This is a genomic window from Paraplanobispora siamensis (assembly GCF_016863175.1).
Classification (GTDB): domain Bacteria; phylum Actinomycetota; class Actinomycetes; order Streptosporangiales; family Streptosporangiaceae; genus Planobispora; species Planobispora siamensis.
Genome location: NZ_BOOJ01000093.1, coordinates 1 through 21,025 on the forward strand (window position 1 = coordinate 1; position 21,025 = coordinate 21,025).

23 protein-coding genes and 1 pseudogene are annotated in these 21,025 nt (G+C 67.8%); 11 read left to right on the top strand and 13 right to left on the bottom strand.

Annotated features, from left to right (window positions below):
* A partial coding sequence (locus Psi01_RS44325) for a hypothetical protein (RefSeq protein ID WP_204069647.1) occupies positions 1-233 on the top strand: 233 nt, incomplete at its 5' end.
* Between the two features lie 591 nt (positions 234-824).
* A complete protein-coding gene (locus Psi01_RS41220) occupies positions 825-1,493 on the top strand; it encodes a relaxase domain-containing protein (protein WP_204069648.1) in 669 nt (222 codons plus the stop codon).
* A 180-nt stretch (positions 1,494-1,673) separates the two neighbouring features.
* On the opposite strand, the gene Psi01_RS41225 is transcribed toward Psi01_RS41220, so the two are convergent.
* On the bottom strand, positions 1,674-2,099 hold the full coding sequence (locus tag Psi01_RS41225; protein ID WP_204069649.1) for an RICIN domain-containing protein: 426 nt from the start codon (positions 2,097-2,099) through the stop codon (positions 1,674-1,676).
* A gap of 330 nt (positions 2,100-2,429) precedes the next feature.
* Here Psi01_RS41225 and Psi01_RS41230 point away from each other — a divergent pair, with 330 nt between their 5' ends.
* Complete coding sequence (locus tag Psi01_RS41230) at positions 2,430-2,693, top strand: hypothetical protein (protein ID WP_204069650.1); 264 nt, start codon at positions 2,430-2,432, stop codon at positions 2,691-2,693.
* Between the two features lie 486 nt (positions 2,694-3,179).
* Here Psi01_RS41230 and Psi01_RS41235 read toward each other — a convergent pair whose 3' ends face one another.
* The 3 genes from Psi01_RS41235 to Psi01_RS41245 all read right to left on the bottom strand — a co-directional run bounded on the left by Psi01_RS41235 (position 3,180) and on the right by Psi01_RS41245 (position 4,277).
* The gene (locus tag Psi01_RS41235) at positions 3,180-3,596 is read right to left on the bottom strand and encodes an NUDIX domain-containing protein (protein ID WP_204069651.1); all 417 of its coding nucleotides are present in this window, start codon (positions 3,594-3,596) and stop codon (positions 3,180-3,182) included.
* A gap of 61 nt (positions 3,597-3,657) precedes the next feature.
* Entirely contained in the window at positions 3,658-4,134 is a 477-nt protein-coding gene (locus Psi01_RS41240; protein WP_204069652.1) for a hypothetical protein, read from the bottom strand.
* Positions 4,131-4,277 (bottom strand): hypothetical protein, encoded by a 147-nt coding sequence (locus Psi01_RS41245; protein ID WP_204069653.1) that lies wholly within the window; start codon positions 4,275-4,277, stop codon positions 4,131-4,133. Before Psi01_RS41245 ends, Psi01_RS41240 begins: the two co-directional genes overlap by 4 nt.
* A 698-nt stretch (positions 4,278-4,975) precedes the next feature.
* Here Psi01_RS41245 and Psi01_RS41250 point away from each other — a divergent pair.
* Positions 4,976-5,326 carry a helix-turn-helix domain-containing protein gene (locus Psi01_RS41250; RefSeq protein WP_373872549.1) on the top strand — a complete coding sequence of 117 codons (351 nt, stop codon included), beginning with the start codon at positions 4,976-4,978 and terminating at the stop codon, positions 5,324-5,326.
* Positions 5,327-5,801: 475 nt separating this feature from the next.
* A complete protein-coding gene (locus Psi01_RS41255; protein ID WP_204069654.1) occupies positions 5,802-6,047 on the top strand; it encodes a hypothetical protein in 246 nt (81 codons plus the stop codon).
* 31 nt (positions 6,048-6,078) lie between these two features.
* On the opposite strand, the gene Psi01_RS41260 is transcribed toward Psi01_RS41255, so the two are convergent.
* Positions 6,079-6,873: an alpha/beta fold hydrolase gene (locus tag Psi01_RS41260; RefSeq protein ID WP_204069655.1), complete on the bottom strand. Its 795-nt coding sequence runs from the start codon at positions 6,871-6,873 to the stop codon at positions 6,079-6,081.
* 54 nt (positions 6,874-6,927) lie between these two features.
* Between Psi01_RS41260 and Psi01_RS41265 the strand changes: the two genes are divergently transcribed.
* Positions 6,928-7,608: a TetR/AcrR family transcriptional regulator C-terminal domain-containing protein gene (locus tag Psi01_RS41265; RefSeq protein ID WP_204069656.1), complete on the top strand. Its 681-nt coding sequence runs from the start codon at positions 6,928-6,930 to the stop codon at positions 7,606-7,608.
* A 238-nt stretch (positions 7,609-7,846) separates the two neighbouring features.
* Positions 7,847-8,536, top strand: a pseudogene (locus Psi01_RS41270) (LysR family substrate-binding domain-containing protein).
* Positions 8,537-8,615: 79 nt separating this feature from the next.
* Here Psi01_RS41270 and Psi01_RS41275 read toward each other — a convergent pair.
* Positions 8,616-9,059, bottom strand: coding sequence for a MarR family winged helix-turn-helix transcriptional regulator (locus Psi01_RS41275; RefSeq protein WP_204069657.1), 444 nt, complete (start codon positions 9,057-9,059; stop codon positions 8,616-8,618).
* Positions 9,060-9,150: 91 nt separating this feature from the next.
* On the opposite strand from Psi01_RS41275, the gene Psi01_RS41280 reads away from it, so the two are divergent.
* Entirely contained in the window at positions 9,151-10,005 is an 855-nt protein-coding gene (locus tag Psi01_RS41280) for an NmrA/HSCARG family protein (protein WP_204069658.1), read from the top strand.
* 64 nt (positions 10,006-10,069) lie between these two features.
* On the opposite strand, the gene Psi01_RS41285 is transcribed toward Psi01_RS41280, so the two are convergent.
* On the bottom strand, positions 10,070-10,237 hold the full coding sequence (locus Psi01_RS41285) for a hypothetical protein (RefSeq protein ID WP_204069659.1): 168 nt from the start codon (positions 10,235-10,237) through the stop codon (positions 10,070-10,072).
* A 43-nt stretch (positions 10,238-10,280) separates the two neighbouring features.
* On the opposite strand from Psi01_RS41285, the gene Psi01_RS41290 reads away from it, so the two are divergent.
* A complete protein-coding gene (locus Psi01_RS41290; RefSeq protein ID WP_204069660.1) occupies positions 10,281-10,595 on the top strand; it encodes a hypothetical protein in 315 nt (104 codons plus the stop codon).
* A gap of 148 nt (positions 10,596-10,743) precedes the next feature.
* Here the strand turns inward: Psi01_RS41290 and Psi01_RS41295 are convergent, their stop codons facing one another.
* The gene (locus tag Psi01_RS41295) at positions 10,744-11,271 is read right to left on the bottom strand and encodes a hypothetical protein (RefSeq protein WP_204069661.1); all 528 of its coding nucleotides are present in this window, start codon (positions 11,269-11,271) and stop codon (positions 10,744-10,746) included.
* A 530-nt stretch (positions 11,272-11,801) separates the two neighbouring features.
* Positions 11,802-11,990 (bottom strand): hypothetical protein, encoded by a 189-nt coding sequence (locus Psi01_RS41300; protein WP_204069662.1) that lies wholly within the window; start codon positions 11,988-11,990, stop codon positions 11,802-11,804.
* A 110-nt stretch (positions 11,991-12,100) separates the two neighbouring features.
* Here Psi01_RS41300 and Psi01_RS41305 point away from each other — a divergent pair, with 110 nt between their 5' ends.
* Positions 12,101-12,640 carry a SecDF P1 head subdomain-containing protein gene (locus tag Psi01_RS41305; RefSeq protein WP_204069663.1) on the top strand — a complete coding sequence of 180 codons (540 nt, stop codon included), beginning with the start codon at positions 12,101-12,103 and terminating at the stop codon, positions 12,638-12,640.
* A 204-nt stretch (positions 12,641-12,844) separates the two neighbouring features.
* The gene (locus tag Psi01_RS41310) at positions 12,845-13,672 is read left to right on the top strand and encodes a neutral zinc metallopeptidase (RefSeq protein ID WP_204069664.1); all 828 of its coding nucleotides are present in this window, start codon (positions 12,845-12,847) and stop codon (positions 13,670-13,672) included.
* Between the two features lie 93 nt (positions 13,673-13,765).
* Here Psi01_RS41310 and Psi01_RS41315 read toward each other — a convergent pair whose 3' ends face one another.
* The 4 genes from Psi01_RS41315 to Psi01_RS41325 form a co-directional block, all read right to left on the bottom strand.
* The gene (locus Psi01_RS41315) at positions 13,766-14,299 is read right to left on the bottom strand and encodes a hypothetical protein (RefSeq protein WP_204069665.1); all 534 of its coding nucleotides are present in this window, start codon (positions 14,297-14,299) and stop codon (positions 13,766-13,768) included.
* Positions 14,300-14,393: 94 nt separating this feature from the next.
* Positions 14,394-14,711 carry an Imm32 family immunity protein gene (locus Psi01_RS44750; protein ID WP_444980735.1) on the bottom strand — a complete coding sequence of 106 codons (318 nt, stop codon included), beginning with the start codon at positions 14,709-14,711 and terminating at the stop codon, positions 14,394-14,396.
* On the bottom strand, positions 14,696-18,514 hold the full coding sequence (locus tag Psi01_RS44330) for an RHS repeat-associated core domain-containing protein (RefSeq protein ID WP_204069666.1): 3,819 nt from the start codon (positions 18,512-18,514) through the stop codon (positions 14,696-14,698). Before Psi01_RS44330 ends, Psi01_RS44750 begins: the two co-directional genes overlap by 16 nt.
* Positions 18,499-21,025 (bottom strand): DUF6531 domain-containing protein (locus tag Psi01_RS41325; protein WP_204069667.1); only part of this gene is annotated, 2,527 nt, incomplete at its 5' end. The genes Psi01_RS44330 and Psi01_RS41325, both read right to left, overlap by 16 nt.

The following is a 21,025-nucleotide window of genomic DNA, read 5'->3' on the forward strand; positions in this document are numbered from 1 at the left end:
ACCAGTTCGCCGACACCACGCCCGACCACCTCGCCCACGGTCACTCCCACGCCCTATCCGACGTGCCTGGCCACGCCTTTGCCGACGGCCAGCCCGACCGATCCGCCCAGGTGCTCCCCCACTGCCTCACCCACGGCTTCGCCCACCAGTTCGCCGACACCACGCCCGAGCATCTCGCCCACTGCTTCGCCCACGCCGCGCCCCACGACAGGACCGGTCTCTCCGCGTCCTGATGTCACCTTCGATCCCAAACCCACGCAGGTGCCGGACGACTTCACTGCGGCGACGGGCAGGGGGCGTGCAGCCTGATCGCACAGGAAATGTCGTAAGAACCGGCTGCTGGACCATTTTGAGGAGACGGTGGTACTTGCTGGCTTCGTCCTGCTCCATGGGTGGGGCGAAGCCTAGGAACCGATCAGCAGATGATCTGCAGGGCTTCGTGGTGTCGACGGTAGCGGGCTGATCAGCTGAAAGCCGCAACGTGGTGGCCATCCGCGGCTGGGTTGCTCATGTGTCACACGCGCCGGTTCATTCCCCGTTATGTGACACCGACCTTGATGAAGAGAAAAGGGCGCTGTAATCTCTGCTGGCACGCCCTCTTGCGATCACCGTAGAACTGGCGCCCGGATGCGATCGTTTCTTCCCCTTTTTCTGAAGCAGGACCGTCATGGCCCTGGATCACCGACCTTGGACCCTCACCGGCACAGGTGCACTACCGGCTACGAGAGAGCACCGTCTGCGATCGCCGCCACGCCATCACCGGTCTTCCGCACCCCCTGTGGCACCCGCCCGCGACAGCCGCCGATGCCGGCCGCAGTGAGCAGGTGCCGACGGGACTGCGGTGGATCGGCTCGGCTTTGCCGGCGGTCGGGCTGAGCGCGGGCACCGGCTTGAGTGCCGCGCAGTACCCGGCGGCCGCCGCGCTGATGGCCGCTCGTCATCCGCACACCGGCCGCCGCCTGCTCGCGGAGACTGGAGCACCGCGCAACCGCGGCTATGAGATCACTTTAGCCGCCCCGGCCAGCCTCAGTACCCTGCACGCGCTGGCCGCGCCCGAGGTGGCCGCCTCCATCACCGCGCTGGTGATGCAGGCTCTCACCCACAGCCTCAGCCGGCTGGAAAAGCATCTGCTGGGCCGCGCCCGGCGCGCCGGGGTGATGGGCTGGCTCATCGTCTACCACCACACCCCGGCACTGCCTGATCGGCCGCCCCGCCCGTGCCTGCACGGCCACCTGGAGGCCATGGAGGTCGCGGCCGCATCTCGCATACGCCGCCTGCTGAGCACCCACCACGGCGTGCGCTGGCAGCGCGATGCCGCCAGTGGCCGGTGGGAGATCGTCAGCGCCGGCGCGCAGCTGTATGCGCGCTCCCCCACCCCGCCGCCCGGCTCAGGCCCGCCACCCCCGGCGACGGCTGAGGCGGGCACCAGTGTGCCGGAGGTGTCGGTCGCGCTCGTGACAGGGCCGGCCAGCGCTCCGGCCCGCCGCAGCTGATCACGCAACCTGCTCAAGGAGCAGATGACCACCCCTCGCCTGCTGCCGTGCCGCAGCGCTTGCTGTATCGCCGATCACGGGTGCCCGAAGGCCGCAGGGCGCCTCTCAGAATCGACCACAGCGCGTTTTCTCTGTTCAAAGGAGTGCCTTCATCTCTGCTCTGAGCCTTCCGCCTGTGTGCTATCCCTCTGGCGTATTGTCCAGGCATGTCATGGGCACTTCCTTGAAGAACTGACCCTCGTTGAAGGTGCCGATGGACCACTGCTCGAAATCCAGCCCGCCCAGCGGTCGGTAAGTCAGCCGCTTGCCGCTGAATACGTTGGTGTAGGTGACGCCCTGGCCGGGGAGCTCTTCCCGCTTCCAGTGCTCTCGAGGATCCTGCATGCCGGTGATGGGTGTCGTCGTGATCTTGGTTCCCTGGTCGGTGGTGGTCACGCGCGCGACCACGGCGAAGCCGGAGGGATTGAGCAGGTTACTGATGAGCGCGTAGACGCCCGGCTTGATCGGGAAGAAGCGCCATCTTTCGGCCGCGCTGAGACCGGACGAGTCCCTGGTGACCACGCCAGGCTCGATCCCTCGAGCCATGTCCCTGTTCTGTGCCTGCATGGGCAGAATACCCGCGCAGGTGGGAGGAGCAGCGGCCTGAGCGGAGCCGCCGCGAAGGCGGCCGTACCGGCCAGGAGAAGTGCCGTAGCCGTCAGCGTCCTGCCGGCACGAGTGCGGCCCGGCAGGGTGGCGCGCTTTCGGTAGAAGGTGTTGTCCATTGTGAATGAATCCCTGCTTTAGCGAATGATCGGGCTCCCAAGTACCGGAAAAGTACATCTGGATTCCACGTCCAGGTGTAGGCAAAAATACGCATCGAGCAGGGCCTGGTCGGCTACCTGCTCGGGCCCGGCCACCGGCACCCTCACCGCAACCAGCACATGATCGCCACCGATGAGCAACTGGAGATCGCCGACCGGCACCTGGCTGAACACCCCGGCCCACCACCAGCGCATCCGCCAGCTCGGCTGCGCCCTGGATAACCACCGCCTGGCCGCCCGCATCACCCCGCCACGCGGCTGGGTATGGCAGTGCATCTTCTGCCTGCCGCCGGGCGAGCAGCCGAGTGATGCACGGTGGGCCATCGTTGCCCGCACCCTGATCAGCCGGCTGGAGTTCGATGACGAGCCGGCCAGCGGCCGGGCCCCCTGCTCCTGACTTTCCTGTCGTGGGCGACAGGTGGCGACTCCTACTGCGTAGCGCGCTTGCCACGACCGCCTTCCGGGTTGTTGCGACAGTCTCTGCCTGCGATCAATTCTCCCCAGCGGATGCAGCCGCTGGGGTGGCCGAGGCCCGCCGCACCGCCGGTCAGTTCGATGAGGTCGCCGCCCAACTCAACAGCCGCCCCCGCAAGATCCTCAGCTGGCAGACCCCCGCCGAGCTCTTCGCTAAGCGCGTCGCAACAGTCGAATGACCCCGTGTTGCGAAGATCACTGGCATCCGCCTCGCGGCTTTCGGCACCACGTTGCCGGCGCCGCGTACCGAGATGTCCGTGAGAACCGGCACCACTTGTGGATCTTGCCCGCCGGTAGCGCCGGTGCTAGCTCCGGAGCCCCGTTCACCTTCTGTGCAATCAATCATGAACCGAGCCGGGCGCGAGTGCGGGATCTGCCGATGAGCGCGCCCCTGGCTTCCGGAGCGACGTCACGTGACGAGCACAGCGGTGAGCATCGAGAGATACGACTCATGGGCCAGACGCAGGCGGTCAAGGTCGGACCTGGCGAACCATGCCACAGTGTCGTGCTCGTCTGGCGCGGCGTTGACGGGTGTTCCGGTCCACCTGTCGAGCAACCAGATCTGCATGTCGAACGTCGCGGTCTGGATCTCCTGCATCGGCGGGCCGGACGGCTCCGATGCCATGATTCCCAGCTCCTCCCGAAGCTCGCGGACAAGGCTCTCTTTCGGATCCTCTCCCTCCTCAACATGACCGCCCGGCAGGTCCCACACGTCGGGATACCACCGGCGTCCGGCGCTTCGATGACACAGCAACACCCGATCGCCGTCGCGAAGAACGGCCGTCACAATCCGGACCGGACCGGAGTCGTCAGCGGAGATCGTCATCGGCACATTCTGACCCATGCGGATCTGCCGCAGCCAAGGCTCATCCCGCCACCGGCCTCCGTCACCGTGCGTGAACGATGCGTTGGCCGACGACAGAGGTATCCCGCCTCCATCGAGGGGTGGCGCCCAAACTCACGAACATTGAGATCGGTGAGACTCCGCTGGTGCTGAAACTCAGCGACATCTGGTGCCGGAACTCATGAACAAAGCCGCGGTGGCCGCCGCGGCCAGCACCGCCACATCGGCCGTCCCGGCCTCGACGAGGCGCACCGGCACGTGCTCGCAGCGGCCGCGCGGGGCCAGCAGGCGAGCGGTCCATCCGGCGGCGGTGGCGCGCTCGCCCTGGGTGGGGGCTTACAGCATCCCAGACCCTTCGCAGCGCGGCCAAGGCAACGCCGACGCGGAGCGGGAAGGGGAGTTCGCCGGGATCAACCTCGCCCGCACTCTCCCAGGCCGCGTACGTCAGCAGCAGTTCTTCCAGCTCGACCATGACGGCCGTGATGTCGCCGCCGAGATCGGGCACCAGGATGGTGGTCATCGCGCCGCTCCGTTCTGCCCGGCTGACGGATCGGCCGCGCCTGCGGGCCGCGGGCTCGACGCCGTGGCCAGGGGGGCCGGGATGTTTTCCCGGGCGCGATACAGCGTGGAGCGGCCCACCCCGATCGCCTTGGCGATCGCCAAGACCGTCTCCCCCACGCCCGCTGGGCGCGGGCGATGGCGAGCTGGTCATCATCGATCGCCGGAGGCCGGCCCCCCGGGCGGCCTTGCAGAAGCCCTCAGCGCTTCGGACAGCTCGGCATCGCCCCGGGCTGCTCCACCGGGGACGGGCGGGCCGGAAAGCTGCTGCACTCCGTGACGAAAATCTGTCTTCGCCGTAGTAGACATTCGCCGCTATGAGTACTAGAGTTTCTGATGTCACAAGGAACGGATTCATCGGGCAGCACAAGTGGTTACCGGCATTACGACGAACTGCCCGACGCAGGTTGATAGGGAAGCTCGACGGCAGAAGGTCGGACGTGACGGGCCAACGCAGCAGTAAGGGGCCCAGAGCGTGGACGCGCTGCCACAGATGAAGGCAGACCAGTGGTCTGCACGAGATGAAGGGAGTGTTGACGCCATCAGGATCGCCCGTTGCCGGCTGAGTTGCGCCGCTCGGGTACCGCAGTTCCACAGATGGGAAGGTGGTCTACGGTCACGCATCCGCGATCCGCGCATCACCGTCGCCCAGTACGGCGGTTGCGGAAACAGTAAGCCGGCCCGGTGGGCCGGTCGATGGTGTTGAACTCTTCGGGGCCCCGGCGCACCAGGCGCCGGGGCCCCCTGTGCACGTGATGAGAAAGGAATATATGGATCAACCTCGCTCGGCGCCGGAGGGTGACATGCCCGCTCACGGCAGGAGTACCGATACGGCCGGGCTCACGGCCGAAGACCGGTTGGAGGATGAGGACTACCCCGCCTACAACATGGGCACGGCCGCCGAGATGCTCGGCGTCACCGCCACATTCCTGCGGGCCCTGGGCGCCGCCGGCCTGATCGAGCCCAAACGCTCCAGCGGCGGGCACCGCCGCTACTCCCGCTACCAGCTGCGCCTGGCCGCGCGCGCCCGGGAACTCGTCGACCAGGGCACCCCGGTGGAAGCCGCCTGCCGGATCATCATCTTGGAAGACCAGCTGGCCGAAGCACTGCGCATCAACGCCGCATACGAACGCGAGCGCGCGGCCGGGCACTGACATCGACTGACCTCGGCGGCCTGCTCTGCGACCGCGTGGACGTGGTGATACCCCAACGACCCCGCCCAAGGGCCCGCCCGCAGCAAGAGCCCCGTCTACGGACGGGGCGGCCAGGGCTCCCGCTCCTAGCGCGAACGGGCAGGTGGGTGAGGGGCCCGGGTCAGGCCCAGGAGCCGGGACGCGGATCAGGCGCGGTAGATCACCGGCTATGACCGTCGCCCGGTCCCGCTGGCCGGGGTGCGCGTGGAGGCGCCGCTGGCCCAGGCCATCGAAGCCGGCCAGGCCGGTGCTGGGCTGCGCACCGGCGCGGCCGGCGGCCTGGCCGCCTTCCAACGCCACATCGCCGAACAGGTCATCAGGCAGCGCGATCCCCGGCAGGCCTGCCTGCAGGCCGCCTTGGCCCTGATGGCCGAATCACCTCGAGATGGTCGGCCACGGATGCGCATGCCGGTACGGGCGTCCTACAACAGCTCGTATGGAGGCCTTCGACGTCCTGGTAACGGCGCACTCCAACCGCGACCTGCCCGCCGAGCAGTTCGAGCACCAGGTGGCGACGCTGCGGCCGCTGATGAACTGGGATCCGAATGCACGATCGCCTGGCTGTTGGGCTATCGGCGCCTGTCACCTCGCTACGAGCGACATTCCGATGTCTACCTGGCTTTTCTCACCCCTGGTCGCGGCCATTACCTGCTACAAGCGCTACCTCAAGCTCACCATCTAGGCCGCCGTCTTAAGCCGTTGTCGGCAGGCTCTCAGGGAGAGACCTTGCGCTGCTGCTCTTCGATGATCCGGGCCACCTGGCCGGGGGCACTCATGTGAGCGCCGTGACCCTGCCGGGGCAGCGTCACACGCTCGGTCACGGGCAGCGTCTGGGCCAGCGCGTCGAGTCGTGCGCCCAGGTGTGCGGGGCTGGTCTCACCACCCAGCAGTGCGGCGGGCATCCCGATGGCCCGGTAGGCGTCCAGGCGTAGGCCCAGCCGGTCCAAGGCCAGCAGGTCGTGGATCTGGCCGGGCACGAAGGCCCGCAGCGTCGGATGGACGCACGTGAACGCTCCGACGAGCCATGCCTTCCACGGCGGCAGCCGCACGACGTCCCGCATGAAGATCTCCAGCGCCTTTCCCCGGCGCCCGCGCGCCAGCGCGTCCCGGGCCGCCGCGGCCGCAGGGCCGCCCAGAATCGATTCGACCGCGACGGGCGGCTCGTAAAGGACCAGGCCGCTGAAGGCCCCGGGCAGGGCGAGCGCGGCCTCCAGGGCGACTACGCCACCGGAGGAGTGTCCGACGAGCAGCACCGGCCCGCCGCCGAGTGCGGTCACGACGGCTCGCACGTCCTCGACCTCCTGGGCGATCGTGTTCGGCGTCGTCAGGTCCAGCCGGTACTGGCGGCGGTGCAGGCGCACGATTCGCAGCCGGGGTGCAAGGCGGTCGGCGACCTTCTTCCACTGTGAGCCGTCGTCGAGTCCTCCGTGCAGCACCATGACGGCCGGTCCTTCGCCCTCGTCCGCCCCGTGAACCTGCACGCCGTCCGCGGACGCCGCAATGATCATGTTCTCTCCTTAGCAATGATAAGGAGAACTTAGCGTTGCTAAGCTGGTGGGTCAATGAGCAAGAACGCGCGACCGGGGCTGACCCGGCAGATCATCATCGACACGGCGCTACGCCTGCTGGACGAAGTCGGACTGGAGGGCCTGACGGTCCGCCGCCTGGCCGTGCAACTCGGCGTGCAGTCCCCGGCCCTGTACTGGCATTTCCGCACCAAGCAGGAACTGCTCAACGGCATGGCGAGCGCCGTGGTGCTGTCGGCCGGGATGGGGCCCCCGCACCAAGACGAACCCTGGCAGTCCTGGCTGGCCCGCCGCGCCCGCGCCTACCGCCGGGCCCTGCTGGCCCACCGCGACGGCGCCCGCCTCCTCGCCACCGCCACCGACCTGGGCCCCGAGGTGGTCAGGAACCTCAACGCGGAGGTGACGGCGATGCTCGTACACGGTTTCACCCCCGCGCTGGCGCTGCGCACGATCACCACATTGAGCCACTACACCCTGGGCGCCGTCCTGCAGGAACAGGCCCTTCAGCAGCAGGCCCCGCGGGAACAGGCCGCGCCTCCGGTGGGCGGCGCCCCGCTCGGGCCACTCATCGCGATCCTGGGCGGCGACACCGAGGCACCGCTGGTGGCGGCGATGGCCGTGGCGATGGAGCAGGGCTCGTCCGCGGGCGGGGATGCGAACTTCGAACACGGGGTCCAGGCCATCATCACCGGCACGTCCCCGCCCGGCCAGCTGTGAGCCTTTGACCCGAAACGAGATCTTGCAGTACCCCGGGTCCGGGACGCGTTGGCCTGTTGAGTCATGGCCGTGCTGTGCGGGCGGGTTTTCCAGCCGACCGTCGGAGCTGGGCTCTGGTGGTTCCAGGCTTCCGGCCTGCCCGGGCGCGCAGGGTGCGGGCACGGTTTCACGCCGGCGGGAAAAGCCGTCCGCGTCGCACTCCTCGTGGCCCCGCCGCAGCCAGTGTCAACCGTAGTGAGTGGCTTTCCGGCCGCCCAACGCCCTGGGGCGGCTGAAGCGTAGGTGTCGGGTTTGTTCGGGGCCGGACGCCGCCAATGAGGCGACCCAGGACATCATCGCCAAATTCGGCCGTATCCGCCCAGGCTGGCGGGTGAACACGCGGCAGGCGACATGGTCTGAGCCCTCCGCCGGGTTGGCTGATGGGAAGGTTGACGCCGCGCTGCTGCGGTTGCCATTCCCCGGCCAGGAGACCTTCCGGGTGGAAGTCTTGCTCACCGAGCCACGGTAGGTGGCGCTGCCGACCACCCACCCCCTCGGGACACATGATCGGATTCCCTTCCGGGATCTGTGGGACGAGCCGTTCGTCGCCGCCCCGTCCGAGACGGGCTGGTGGCGTGACTACTGGCTGGCCGCCGACGAGCGCGAGGGCCACCCTCCACGCATCAGCGTGAGTGTCGAACACCCCGACGACTGGCTTCAGGCTATCGCCAACGGGTACGGCGTCGCCCTCGCTCCCGAGTCCGCGGCGCGGTTCTACGCCCGTCCCGGTGTCATCTATCGGCCGGTCACCGGTGTCAGTCCCAGTCAGGTCGGCATCGCCTGGCCCGTGGCGGCCGACGCCGACCCCGTGATCCAGGACTTCGTCCGCTGTTGCCTGGAGGCAGGGCAGAGAGCCGGGCGGGGCGAGCGCCCGGACCGCGCTTCGTAATCTCGGAAGCGGATCCGGGCTCCTGTGACGCCGTGCTGCTCGTAATCTCGAAAGTACATCTGCCCCGAGTGGAGGGCCATCAAGCTGGAGTACATCCAGACCCATGGGTCGTGTCGAGGAAGGCGCGGAGCAGGCGGGCCAGGTCGCGCTGGTCCTCGGCGGACATGCCGCTGAAGATGTCCTCGCTGATCTGCTGTTGCAGGTCGGCGATCTGGTCGATCGCGCTCAGCCCGGCGTCGGTGAGCGTGAGTCGGAAGGCCCGCCGGTCGCCGGGGTCCGGCCTCCTGGTGATCAGGCCGTCGGATTCCAGCGCGTCCACCAATGGGGTGATCGCCCGTCCGCTGACGCCGAGCATGTCCGCTAGATCCCGCATACGGCTTCCCGGGCGGTGATGAAGAGTGGTCAGCAGGCGGACCTGGGCTGGCCAGAGCCCGTGCTCGCCGAACCGGGCTCTTCCCTGCTGTGCAAAAGCCCTGTGCGCGGCCACCAGCAATTCACCCAGTTCCGTCGCTGCACTTGACATTCGAGCGCGTTCCTTTCCACACTGTCAGCCATATACTGAACTAGGTAACTATCTAAGGGTTCAGTAATGTCGATTCTACGAGAGGAACGTTATGGACAGGCCGCTGATCCTCGTCGCCGGGGCGACCGGCAACCAGGGCGGTGCCGTCGTGGACGCGCTGCTTGAACACTCGGACCAGTGGCGGGTGCGGGCGCTGACCCGAGATCCGGCGGGCGCCCCCGGCAAGGCTCTGGCGGCGCGGGGCGTGGAGGTCGTCGCCGGAGATATGGCGGACAAGGAGTCGCTGAAGCAGACACTGAAGGGCGCCTACGGCGTCTTCGGGGTACAAAATTCCCGGACCGCCGGGCTGACGGGGGAGGTCCGGCAGGGCATCACGCTGGTCGACGCGGCCAGGGCCGCAGGCGTCGAGCATTTCGTCTACGCCTCGGTGGGCGGGGTCGAACGTGTGCGCGGTATCCCGCACTTCGACACTAAGTGGGAGATCGAGCAACACCTGCGGGCCGCCGGACTGCCCGCGACCGTGCTACGCCCGACCACGTTCATGGACGTGTTCACCATGCGCGGTGCCTCCGTCGGGCTCGGCATGATGGCCGCCGCGCTCGGGCCGCGCAAATCCCTGCAGATGGTCGCAGTACGGGACATCGGCGTCTTTGCCCAACTCGCGTTTGAGCAGCCGGGCACGTACACCGGTCAGGTGCTGGAGCTGGCCGGAGACCAGCTCACCGTGCCGGACATCGCCGCCACACTCAAGGCAGCGGGCAGGCCGGGTCGCTATGCGCGCGTTCCAAGGGTGCTGCTGCGGGCGATGGGCAAAGAGGCGCGAATGCTGTTCTGGTTAGGAGAGTCCGGATACGACGCCGACATCCCGGCCCTGCGCAAGCAGCACCCTGGCCTGCTCACGCTCAAAACCTGGCTCGCCCAGACCAGCGGGCTGGAGGCGGCATGATCCTGGTCACGGGGGCGACGGGCAACGTCGGGCGCGGCATCGTACGGCGCATGAGCGCGGCGGGTCACCGTTGATCACGCAAAACGCAGCCGAGCAGGCGCAGCTTCAGGCGATGCTCGTGCTGCAACTGCTGACCGACCAGTATCTGCCAGTAGCCCCGAGCCCGGCTGCGCTGCGGATGCGCCGCGAGAGTGCAGAAAAGCAGCAACGCGACACGGCTTTTTCTGAGCACGCTCCTTGGCGGGTGAGCAGATCACGGTGGTTATCGTCGGAAGGTGACAGCATCGGTGAGGCCCGGCAACGCCCTTCAACCAGCGGTGATGCTCGCCACCGGCATGCATGCCCAGCCAGGGGTCTATGCTTTGCTGCTCGGCTCCGGGGTCTCCACCGGCGCTGGTATCCCCACCGGCTGGGGCGTGGTGCAAGAGCTCACCCGTCAGCTCATCACCGCAAGCGATCCCACGGCTGCCGACGCCACGGCCGCTGAGCCTGAGCAGTGGTGGCAAGACAACGGTGATGGCAGCCCGCTGGGCTATTCGAACCTGCTGGCCGCCCTGGCGCCGACTCCTGCAGGGGGTGTTCACGAATAGGCGTAGCCTGCTCCGAGTCGGGGACGGCGGTGATCGCTTCCCGTGATGCGACTGATCGTTTCCCGACGGTTCGGCGCTTTCAGGCACTGTCAGCGCTTTGCGCGCGGCACACGTCGGCGTGGAACCGGGAGGTCATGCGTCGTGGGGTTCAGGGCCCATCGGTCCAGATGTACCAAGGGCCCTTGAAATGCTCGTACCAGCCCTCGTCCGGACCCGGCACCCGATCCGGGATGTAGGCGAAGCCGTAGCTCTTCCAGTTCATCGTGAGCGAGGTGACCATGAACCGCGCTCCTCCCGGGATCTTCTCCGTGTAGCCCACCTGGTACAGCCCCCGCCACCGATCACGGCCCTCGTCGTCGCGCACCGACCGGGCGTAGCGCTCCAGGCTCGATTCCGACAGCGCGAAGCGCGCGTGTAGGGGCGCGTCGACCGTGACCAGCAGCATGGTGCCCAGCACCAGTAAGAGCGGGACGAACATCCAGGGCGGCCACGTCCGTCGGCCCGTGCGTCGAGCAAGCAACACGGACCAGGTCATGGCGAGCGCCAACCAGTACAGCGCCAGTGCCAATGCCCAGTAGGACAGGCCGGGAGTGCTCACCTCGAAGAGCGTCAGGAGCGAGGCGAGCCCGGTGGCTCCGGTGAAGAGCAGGGCGAGGGGGCTGCGGATCAGGCGCATGGAGCGATCTTGCCCGATGCCGGGACCAGGCGCATCGGCCCCGGCGTCTACACGGCGAGGCAAAGCCCACCGACTCTCTTGCCCGCGTTCCGCGTAATTCGGATCCTCTGGAGCATCGGCATGCCTGCTGACCTGCGGCCTCGCCCTCCAAGCGCCACAGGCCGCGTCTCTAGGGCTTGGCATTTCCGCAGGTAGCAGACTTGCCGATGCGACCACCAGGACGCTGGACGACAGCCTCTTGCGAGCCGAGCCGAGTGCCACGATAGGGCCCCGGTGCCACGCCCAGCTCGCGAGTCGTCAATTTTCCCTGGATCAAGATGGTTTGACTGGCCGTGCTTCGCCTCATTGCTGGCTCGCCAGCACGCTTGGGCACCTCGTTGACCTGGGCGTTTCTCTATTCCTAGAGAAACGCCGCAGCAGTACACACAAGCGTATTTCCGCAGGTCATAGGACAGATACGTGCTCTAGACATAGCGAATTACGCGGAACGCGGGGAGATCAAGATGATCCTTTCCCGGCCATCCCTGCATTCAAGGCATGGGTGGGCGCCAGGAGGAGTCCCTGAGGCGCGAGTGCCGGGCCAGAAACCAGTCGGCGCCGATGTCGGTTTGCGTGAGGCGTCCGATCAGCGCCAAGGCGGAGCTGATGCTCTCCGGACCCTCCACCGGATCGCCGCGGACATCGTCATCGCTGAGCTGGACGCGCAGCCCGTCCATCATCCGGCGAGCTGAGCCGCGATCACCCTTGGGAGGGACGCCCGGCACCGCGGCGCGGGGCTAGCGTTCATGGTCCTCAGATGATCGCCAGCTGCCTCGTCCATGGAGCGATGATGAAGGAAACACCTGCCCGGCCCCGGCGCCGAACCCGATGGATCATCGCGATCCTGGTCATCGCGGCCGTGGTGGGGGCGGGGGTGGCGATCGCCGTGCTGAACCGTCCCGGCGCGGCCGATGAGCCCCCCTTCACGCTTGCCACTCCTTTGAGCTTCCGGCCGGTGCTGGAGGCCAAGGACGGCCCCTCCTGCGCAAGCTCGGACCTGAGTACTGAGGGTGGATCGGTCTGCTACCGGCTGGGTGAGGGGATGACGGTCAGGCAAGCCCGGCAGATGCGGGCGAAGAAGCTGCCCGACAGCGGTCAGTGGGTGGTGGTGATCACCCTGCTCCCCGCCGACGGCGCGGCGTTCGGCGAGCTGAGCGGCCGGGTGGCGGGCCAGCCTTTCCCCCGCGATCAGCTGGCCATGGTCGTGGACGGGGTGGTCGAGTCTGCTCCGACGGTCACAGAGGCGATCACCGACGGAGTCGTCCAGATATCGGGGGTGGGGTTCACCCAGCAGGAGACCACCGATTTCGTGCGGCGCTTCAAGCCCTGACCCGCATGCCGATCCAGGATGGCCGCTGACGGCGCTGTCGCCGTTACGGCGCGCAGACAGCAGCCGGTCTGGACACGCAGAGCGTCGGTACCAGTGGACGGATGGGCGCGCCGATGCGGACATGACAAGCCGGACGCCAGGGGTGCAGGGCCTGCGGGAAAAGTGCCTGCCGCCCGCTACGCCCCTTCTGTAGGGTTTTGCGTCATGCGTACCCCCCGTATCACCGTGCTGGGCCTGACCTTGGCCGGCGTGCTGCTGGCCAGCACCACTGCAGCCGCAGCCCACAGCACGCGCACCACCCAGGAGACGGCCGCCGCCGCTGTCGGGCCGGTGCCCACCGGCAGTGCGGCACTGAAGCGCAATCCGCTGTATCGCAGTGGCGAGATGACCTTGGCTTGTGGCCGCCAGCCGCAAGACTCCGGCAGCAGCGCCGCGGTCAAGGCGCACCTGAGCGCGATGCTGGGCTGCCTGAACACCTCCTGGGCGGCGCAGCTGAAAAAGGCCGGCCTGCCGTTCGCCAAGCCGAAGGTCCGCTTCATCACCAAGCCGACCCGCGTGTGCGGGAGCAAGTGGGGCGAGCACACCGCGGGCGTGTACTGCATCCGCCAGCGGCAGATGACCATCTTGATCGACGAGGAGATCGCCGAGGATCCGGCCAACCCGGTACTGCTGGAGATACTCGCCCACGAGTACGCCCACCATGTGCAGACCCTGTCGGGCATCATGGGCACCTACGCGCGCCTGCCGGTGCGCAGCAAGGCCCACGCACTGATCTACAGTCGCCGTCTGGAGCTGCAGGCCGAGTGTTTGGCGGGGGTGTTTTTGAGCAGCGTCTGGGATTCGCAGGAGTACACGGCCGAGGACTGGCAGCTGGTGGTGGACTCCATCCAGGGCAGCGGCGATGACGGCCTCGACCTCGAGCGCGGCCACGGCAAGGGGGACACCCGGGCGGCCTGGCTGCAGCGCGGGTTCGACCGGGTCTCCCCGGCGGCCTGCAACACCTGGAGCGCCCCGCCCGCGCGCGTGGCCTGACCGGCGGGCAGATCGCAACGCCAAGCACGTGCGACGAGCGGGCGGAGCGATGCGCCTGGCCTCATGGAGGCCAGGCGCATCATGCGACTAGCGTCAGGCCAGAGGGATCGCATCCAGGACGCGGGTGGGGATCACCTTCACCCCGGTGGACTGGCTCGCCGCCGTTCTACGCCCGCCGTTGACCAGCCATACCGCGGCCGCGTCGGGCGACTTGACGTAGGTGCCGTCGGCGATGTCGGTTGTCAGGCCGTTCCACACGCGAGCGGGGATGACCTGCCGGAGCTTGCCGCCGTAGCCGGCCGCCTGCAGCTCGGCCATGGTATGGAAGTCGATCCGGGCCCTGCCCACGATCGCCGCCTCGGACGTGGCGCCGGCCTTCGCGATGCGCGTGCCATCGGCGATCTGGGTCGGCATCGCGGCCCAGACCCGGTTCGGGATCACCTGCATCGGTACCTTCTCATAGCCGCTGTCGATGAGCTCCTGACCACTCACGAAGCTGATTTTCGCCCCGCCGACGACCACCGCCTGGCCCGCCGAACCGGAATCCTTGATCCGCGTCGCGTAGGGGTGACCGTGTGACCCCCATAAGCCCGTCGGGACAATCCGCTCCCATTGACTGGCGCCCACAAACGCCTCATGAAGCACCTATCATGCAGGACATGCTGCAAGTATGCCGTCCGGCACGCACTCAAAATGTTGGTGCGTGCCGGACGGCATACTACTATCTTTCGACTTCTATGCGCAATGCTATTGAATCTTCCGCTAGCCACCCAGAGTACGTGTCGAAATCGAAATGATTTCCGTCAGGAACTCCGTTCTGAGCAAGTGTCAGAAGATGCCGAGCCAGAGAAGTTAGGCCAGCCGGGTTTCCAGATATTACGGCTGTCTGCTCAGGCGTTGACCACATCTCCACCCGAAGCATTGCATCGCTCTCGTTCCAGCTTCCGATGCCTCGCTCAGGGGCGTAGGCTTGGATCGCCAACTTAACAACTATTCGATGTGGCTCCTTGCCCTGACTTGCGTCTACGGCAGATGCCATCCTGGCTCCTCTGGTAGATAGATGTGGATGTTGCTTGCCGGCGGCCCACTACGCGTCCCGGGGCCGATGGGGTGATTGTAAGTCTCGAAATTAATGTGGGGGTCCTGCCTTCGATGAGCAAGGTCGGCATCTGTCATCCGAACTTGCCTCAAGCCATCCTTGCTGAGGAAGCGGCCGCCTCCCATATCTCGATACCCGGAACCGAGGAACTCTACTGCCGTGTCCAGGGCATCGTCTGTTGCCATATAGGCGCCGTTGCGGAGGTTTTCTACCCCACCTGGTACTGTATTCCGGGCTGTTCGAGCACTTCCTCCACCGCCGAACCTGATTGCACCGGTATCGTCGGCGAAATCAAATTTCTTGTACCAGTTCTTAACATTCCCCCAGATCCGTCCGGCGTTCTTAGCTGCCGATACGGCAATTGTGGCTCCGGCGCGGGCGAGGTTGATCAATCCGACGGCCGTGGCGGTCGTGTCGCCCTTGCGGTACCAGGAGTTGGCGGTGGTGGTGCAGGCGTAGCCGGGGTTGATCTTTTCTCGGGTGTAGGCGGTGAAGCCGAAGGTGATGTTGTCGATGACGCCGTTGAAAAAGCCCAGCGCATCGCCGGTGGTACCGGTGGTGAGGTCCTGCGTGGATGGGCCCATCAGCAGGAGCTTTTCGAACCAGTTGCAGGTGTCGCATAGGCCGGCGGGGTCGGTCAGCTGCAGGGGGTTGTTGCCGACGTAGGCATACAGCTGGCCGGTGGCATCGACCAGCGGGTCGATGGTCAGGAACTGGCCGGTGGCCGGGTCGTAGTCGCGGGCGCGCAGGTAGATCAGGCCGGTGGCCGGGTCGGTCCAGTTGCCGGTGTAGCCGATGCGGCTGTCGGCGCTGCCGGTGTGGGCGGTGCGCTGGCCGTAGGGGTCGTAGGTGAGGGTGCCGGCGACGGCGCCGTCGGCGTTGGTGAGCAGCCGGGTGGAGCCGAGGTTGTCGGCGTGCAGGTACTCGATCGTGCCGTCACGGCTGATCTGGGCGTATGGGGCCAGGTTCGGCCCATACAGGTAGCTGTGGTGGCCGTCGTCCAGCAGCAGGGGCATGGCGCCGATGCTGGCCCACACGAACGCCTGGCTGTTCTCCCCTACCGTGCGGCTTTGCCGCAAGCCGGTGGCATCAGCGCTGTAGCTGATGTCAGTGCCCTCGGCGGTGGTGACGCCGCTCAGGTGGTTGGCGCTGGTGTAGCGGTAGCTGACAGTCGTCTTGGTGGTCGGGTCGGTGCCGGTGGTGGTGGCGCGGGCGCGGTTGCCGCGCTGGTCGTAGGTGTAGTCGGTGGTGCCGGTGGCGGGGTCGGTCAGGCGGGTCAGCTGGCGGGCGTCGTTGTAGCTGAGTGTGCTGCCATCGGGCAGGCCGGTCAGCAGGCCGGCGGCGGTGGTGCTGTAGGTGCCGTCGGCGAAGCTGCTGGTGCCGGTCGTGGTGGCCACCGCGGCCAGCTGGCGGGTGGGGCTGTAGGTGTAGTTGCGGGCATCGCCGCCGTGGGTGGCATCGCCAGTCAGCTGGCCGGCGTCGTCGTAGGTGTAGCTGTAGCGGCCGAGGGTGGCCTCATCGTGGGTGATGGTGATGTCGAGTGGTTGGCCGACCTCGTTGTAGGCGGTGGCGTCGACCACTCCGTTGGGGGTGGTGCGGCTGCGCTGCTGGCCGTCGGCGGTCCAGGCAAAGCGGGTGGTGCGCTCGTGCCAGTCGGTGGCGGCGGTCATCTGCCCGGCGGCGTCGTAGGTGTAGGTGACGGTTTTGCCGTCGGGGTAGGTCAGGGCCTCCAGCTGGCCCAGGGCGGTGTAGTGGTAGCCGATCTCGGCGCCGGCGCCGTTGATGGCGCGGGTGCGCCGGCCCAGCGCATCGTAGGTGTAGCGGGTGGTGCCGGTGCCATCGGTCATGGCCGTCATCTGGCCGAGGGCGTCGTAGGTGAAGGCGACATCGGCGGTGGTGGCATCGGAGTAGTCGATGGCCTTCAGCAGGCCGCGGGCGGTGTAGGTGCGGGTGCTGGTGCTGCCATCAGGGGCGGTGGTGATGTGGTCGCGGCCGGCCGCGTCGTAGCTGTAGCGGGTGAGGGCGCCGCCGGGCAGGGTGCGGCTGGTCTTTCTGCCGGTGGTCGCATCGTAGGTGTAGCGGGTGATGGCGCCATCGGCGTCGGTGACGCTCAGCAGCTGGCCGTCGGCGGTGTAGGCATAGCGTTCCGCCTTGCCGTCCGGGCCGGTCACCGCGCTCAGCAGACCGTCGCGGTCGTAGGTGTTGGTGGTGGTGCGCTGGTTCGGGTCGGTGGTGGCGGCCAGGCGCCCGGCCGCATCGTAGGTGTAGGTGGTGGTCTTGCCGCGCGCGTCCGTGCTGGCGGTGGGGCGTCCGGCCGCATCGTAGGCGGTGGTGGTGCGGGCGCCCGAGGGCAGGGTGATGGCGGTCAGATGGTTGGCCGCGTCATAGGCATACGTGGTGGTGCGCTGCAGGGCGTCGATGGTCGCGATGCGGTTGCCGCGCTGGTCATAGCGGTAGCGGGTGACATTGCCGGCCGCATCGGTAACAGTGGCTGGCAGGGCGGCGTCGGTGTAGGTGGAGGTGGTGCGGTTACCGGCCGCATCGGTGAGGGACACCAGTTCCCCGGCCAGGTTGAAGGTGGTCGTGGTGGTGTGCGTGGCGGCGTCGGTGAGCTTGGTGCGGTGGCCGTCGGTGTCGTAGACGAAGGCGGTGGTGTTGTCCTCCGGATCGGTGGTGGCGGTGATGCGGCCCAGCTCATCCAGGGTGTAGGTGGTGGTTTGGCGGTTGGCGTCGGTGGTCGCGGTGACGCGGCCGTCGGCGTCATAGGCGCGCGTGACGCTCTGCCCGCCGGGCCCGGTAACCGCGATCAGGTCCCCGGTCTCGTTGTAGGCAAAGGTGCTGTGGTAGCCCGCGGCGGTGGTGGCTGAGGCCAGGGTGCCGTTGGCGTTGTAGGCAAACGTCTGGCTGCGTCTTTCGGGGCTGGTGACCTTCGTGCGGTTGCCGCGCGCGTCATAGGTGTAGGTGGTGGCGTTACCGGCCGCATCGATGAGCTCGGCCAGGTCGCCGCTCGGGGTGTAGCGCCAGGTGGTGGTGCGCCCGGTGGCATCGGTCATGCTGGCGCGCTCACCGGTGGGCAGGTAGGTGTAGCGGGTGGTGTGGCCCAGCGCATCGGTGATCGCGCTGACTTGGGAGGTGGCCGGGTCGTAGGCGTAGGCGACGGTGGCCTCGTCGGTGGTGCCGGCCGCCTTGGTCTGGCTGCGCAGCTGGCCATCGATGTAGGACTCCACCGTCTTGACGCCGCCGGGGGCGGTGACGGTGACCGTGGAGGAGCCCAGCGCCTGGCCGTCGACGTAGGCGAACGTCCATACCCGATCGGTCGGGTCGACCTGCTTGATCACCCGGCCTGCGGCGTCGTAGGTGTTGGCGGTCACCGCGCCGCGCGCGCTGGTGGCCTTGGTGAGCAGGTGTCGCTCGTCGTAGCTGTAGCGGGTGGTGGCACCGGTCGGGTCGGTGACGGCGGTTAGGTCACCGGCGGCGTTGTGCTCATAGGTGACCTTGGCGCCGGACGGGGTGGCGACGCTGGCCAGGTAGCCGGCCTCGTCGTAGGCAAAGCGCAGGGCCCGCCCGGAGGCGCCGGTGACCGTGCTCAGCTGCCCGGCGCTGGTGTAGGCATACGTCAGGGCCTGGCCGCTGCGATCGGACTGCTTGACGATCTTCCCGGCGGCATTGAAGGTCATGACCTGCCAGCGCTTGCGGGTGAAGGTCCAGCTCCCGTCGCTGTTTTTGACTAGGCTGGCCTGCACCCGCGGGGCGGCTGCGTAGCTGCCGTCGGCCTGGCGACTGAAGGCGACGATGCTGCCGTTTCCTGGGTGACCAGCACCTGGCCGGGGGCTGGCTCGGTGACGGTCATGCCGTACGGCCAGGCCCAGCCATAGCCCAGCACCGAGCGCATGCCGGCCGCGGCCGAGCTGTAGGTGCGCGCCATCTCCAGCGCGCGGGCCTGATCGGAGAGGCGCAGGTCGGTCACCGGCTCCAGCAGCGCACCGGTGTCGGTTTGCACCGGGTCGCCGTGGCAGGCGTTACAGGCAGGCGTCTGGGACGGATCGGTGCCGCCGATGGCCGGGTTGTTGCCGCCGACGGTCTCCCCCGGCAGGCTCGGCCCACCGGCCTCGGTGGGCAGCTTGGCCTTGCCCATCGCCAGCAGCCGCTTGGCGGGGCCCTCGGCCAGATACAGGAGGGTGCCGTCGCTGGCCAGCGCGTTGACCGCGCCGATCAACGGACTGCTGGAGACCAAGGCGGCGAAACCGTTGGTCTTGCTGATGCGATACAGGTGGAAATAAGTGATCGGGTCGTCGGGGTCGGTGGTATCGGTGTAGGTGGTATTGGCGTAGAGGTAGTCGCCGACCGACAGCAGCGCGGACGGAACGGAGGGCAGGGCCAGGGAGGCGATGGTGGTGGAGGCGCCAGTGGAGGCATCGACGCGGTAGAGGGTCTTGTCTGCGGTCAGCCACACGTGGCTGTCGTCGGCAGCCAGCAGAGAGCTGTAGGGGACGCTGGTGGTCAGGGCGCGGGCAGTGCCGTTAGTCAGGTCGAAACGATGGATGGTGCTGGAGCCGTCGTAAGTGGTGTAAAGGGCGTCGCCGGCCACCACGGCCGAGTCGGGTGCGTGGTTGCCCCCAAAGAGGTCCCGGCTGATGGCGCCGGTGACGGGGTGGACGGCGCGCAGCCCGCAGTCGTCGAGGACGTAGATGAGGGTACCGTCGGTGCCCACGACCCTGGCGTTCTCATCGACGTGCTGGCAGCCGTCGAACGGGACCGCTTCGACCAGGGTGGAGACCTCCCCGCTGCCTATGTCGATCTTCCTGATGGCGGCCTGGTAAGTGGAGCCGTCGATGAAGCGGTCGGCGACGAACGCGTGCTGGCCGATCACGGTCACACCGTTGGCTGACCCTCTCAGCGCGCCGGGGGCGGTGACCGCGCTGGCCGCACCAGCCGCCAGCACCGGAGCGGTGGCGACAGGAGCCAGGGAGCGGCGGCTGGCCGGGGTGATGATGTTCAGCGAGTCATGGTAGATGTCGGTTACATACAGTTTGACGCCGTCGCTGGCGATGCCACTGATGTTGGTGAGGAAGCCTCTTTCAGTCGTTCCGGCGATCAACTGATGCGTTCCGTCGCGCTTGCTGATCCGTACCAGGGCGCGCGACCCCCCCGAGTAATACTCGCCTACGCCGGCGTAGAGGTAGTCGCCGACCGACAGCAGCGCGGACGGACTGGAGGGCAGGGTGAGGGAGGCGACGGTGGTGGTGATGCCGGTGGCGAGGTCGATGCGGTAGAGGGCGTCGTTCGACGCCACCCACACGTGGGTGTCATCAGCTGCCTTCGCCCCGGGGGGAAGGCCGGTGGCCACGATGTACCAGGTGCCGTCGGTCCGGTCGTACCGGTAGAGGTCGTTGTCGAAGATACCGTAGAGGATGTCGCCGGCCACGATGGCGTCTTGGGGGTGGTTGGTCCCGGGGGGGTAGCCGGGGCCGGGTGGGGCGGTGGGGATTCCCTTCACCGTGGTGGTGGCGCCGGTGTCGGGGTGGACGGCGCGCAGCCCGCAGGTGCCGTCGTAGACGTAGATGAGGGTACCGTCGGTGCCCACAACCCTGGGGTGAGGCCAGTAGAAGCGGGCGTCGGCGCCGCTGGTCGCGTCGGTACATTTCATGACGGAGGCCGATCCGGCCAGCACGGTAGCCTCCCCGCTGACCGTGTCGATCTTCATGATGCGGTTGGCGTCGGCGACGAACGCGTGCTGGCTGATTACGGCCACCCCTCGGGGTGCTGTCAGTGCGCCAGCCTTGGTGATGGCTTTGACTGTTGCGCCCTCCATCACCGGACCGGTGGTAGCGAAGGTGCGGGTGGTGTCGACGGTGTAGGACTTGTCGTCCGACCAGGGGCCGTAGTCGATGCCGTCAAAGCCGCGGGCGCGCCAGCGCCAGGCCTGGCCGTCGGCGAGCGTGCCGGCCGGGACCTCGATCGCACCCTGCTTGCCGGCGCTCACGCCAGAAACGCTGCCGGTCCACAGCACCGTGCCGGTGGCCGTGGAGACCTCAAAATCCAGGCGGACGGTGTCGCCGTTGGCGTCGGTGGCCGCGGCATACAGTCGCGGGGTGGCGCCGGTGTAGGAGGTGCCGTCGATGCCGGTGACCGCGCCACCGGTGGCGGTGCTGGCGGTGGCCGGGGAGGCGGGTTCCAAGGTGAGGGTGAGCGCATCAGTGCAGTCTTCGCCCCCGGCGCCGCCGGTGAAGCAGGCGCGCAGGTGCACGGAGCCG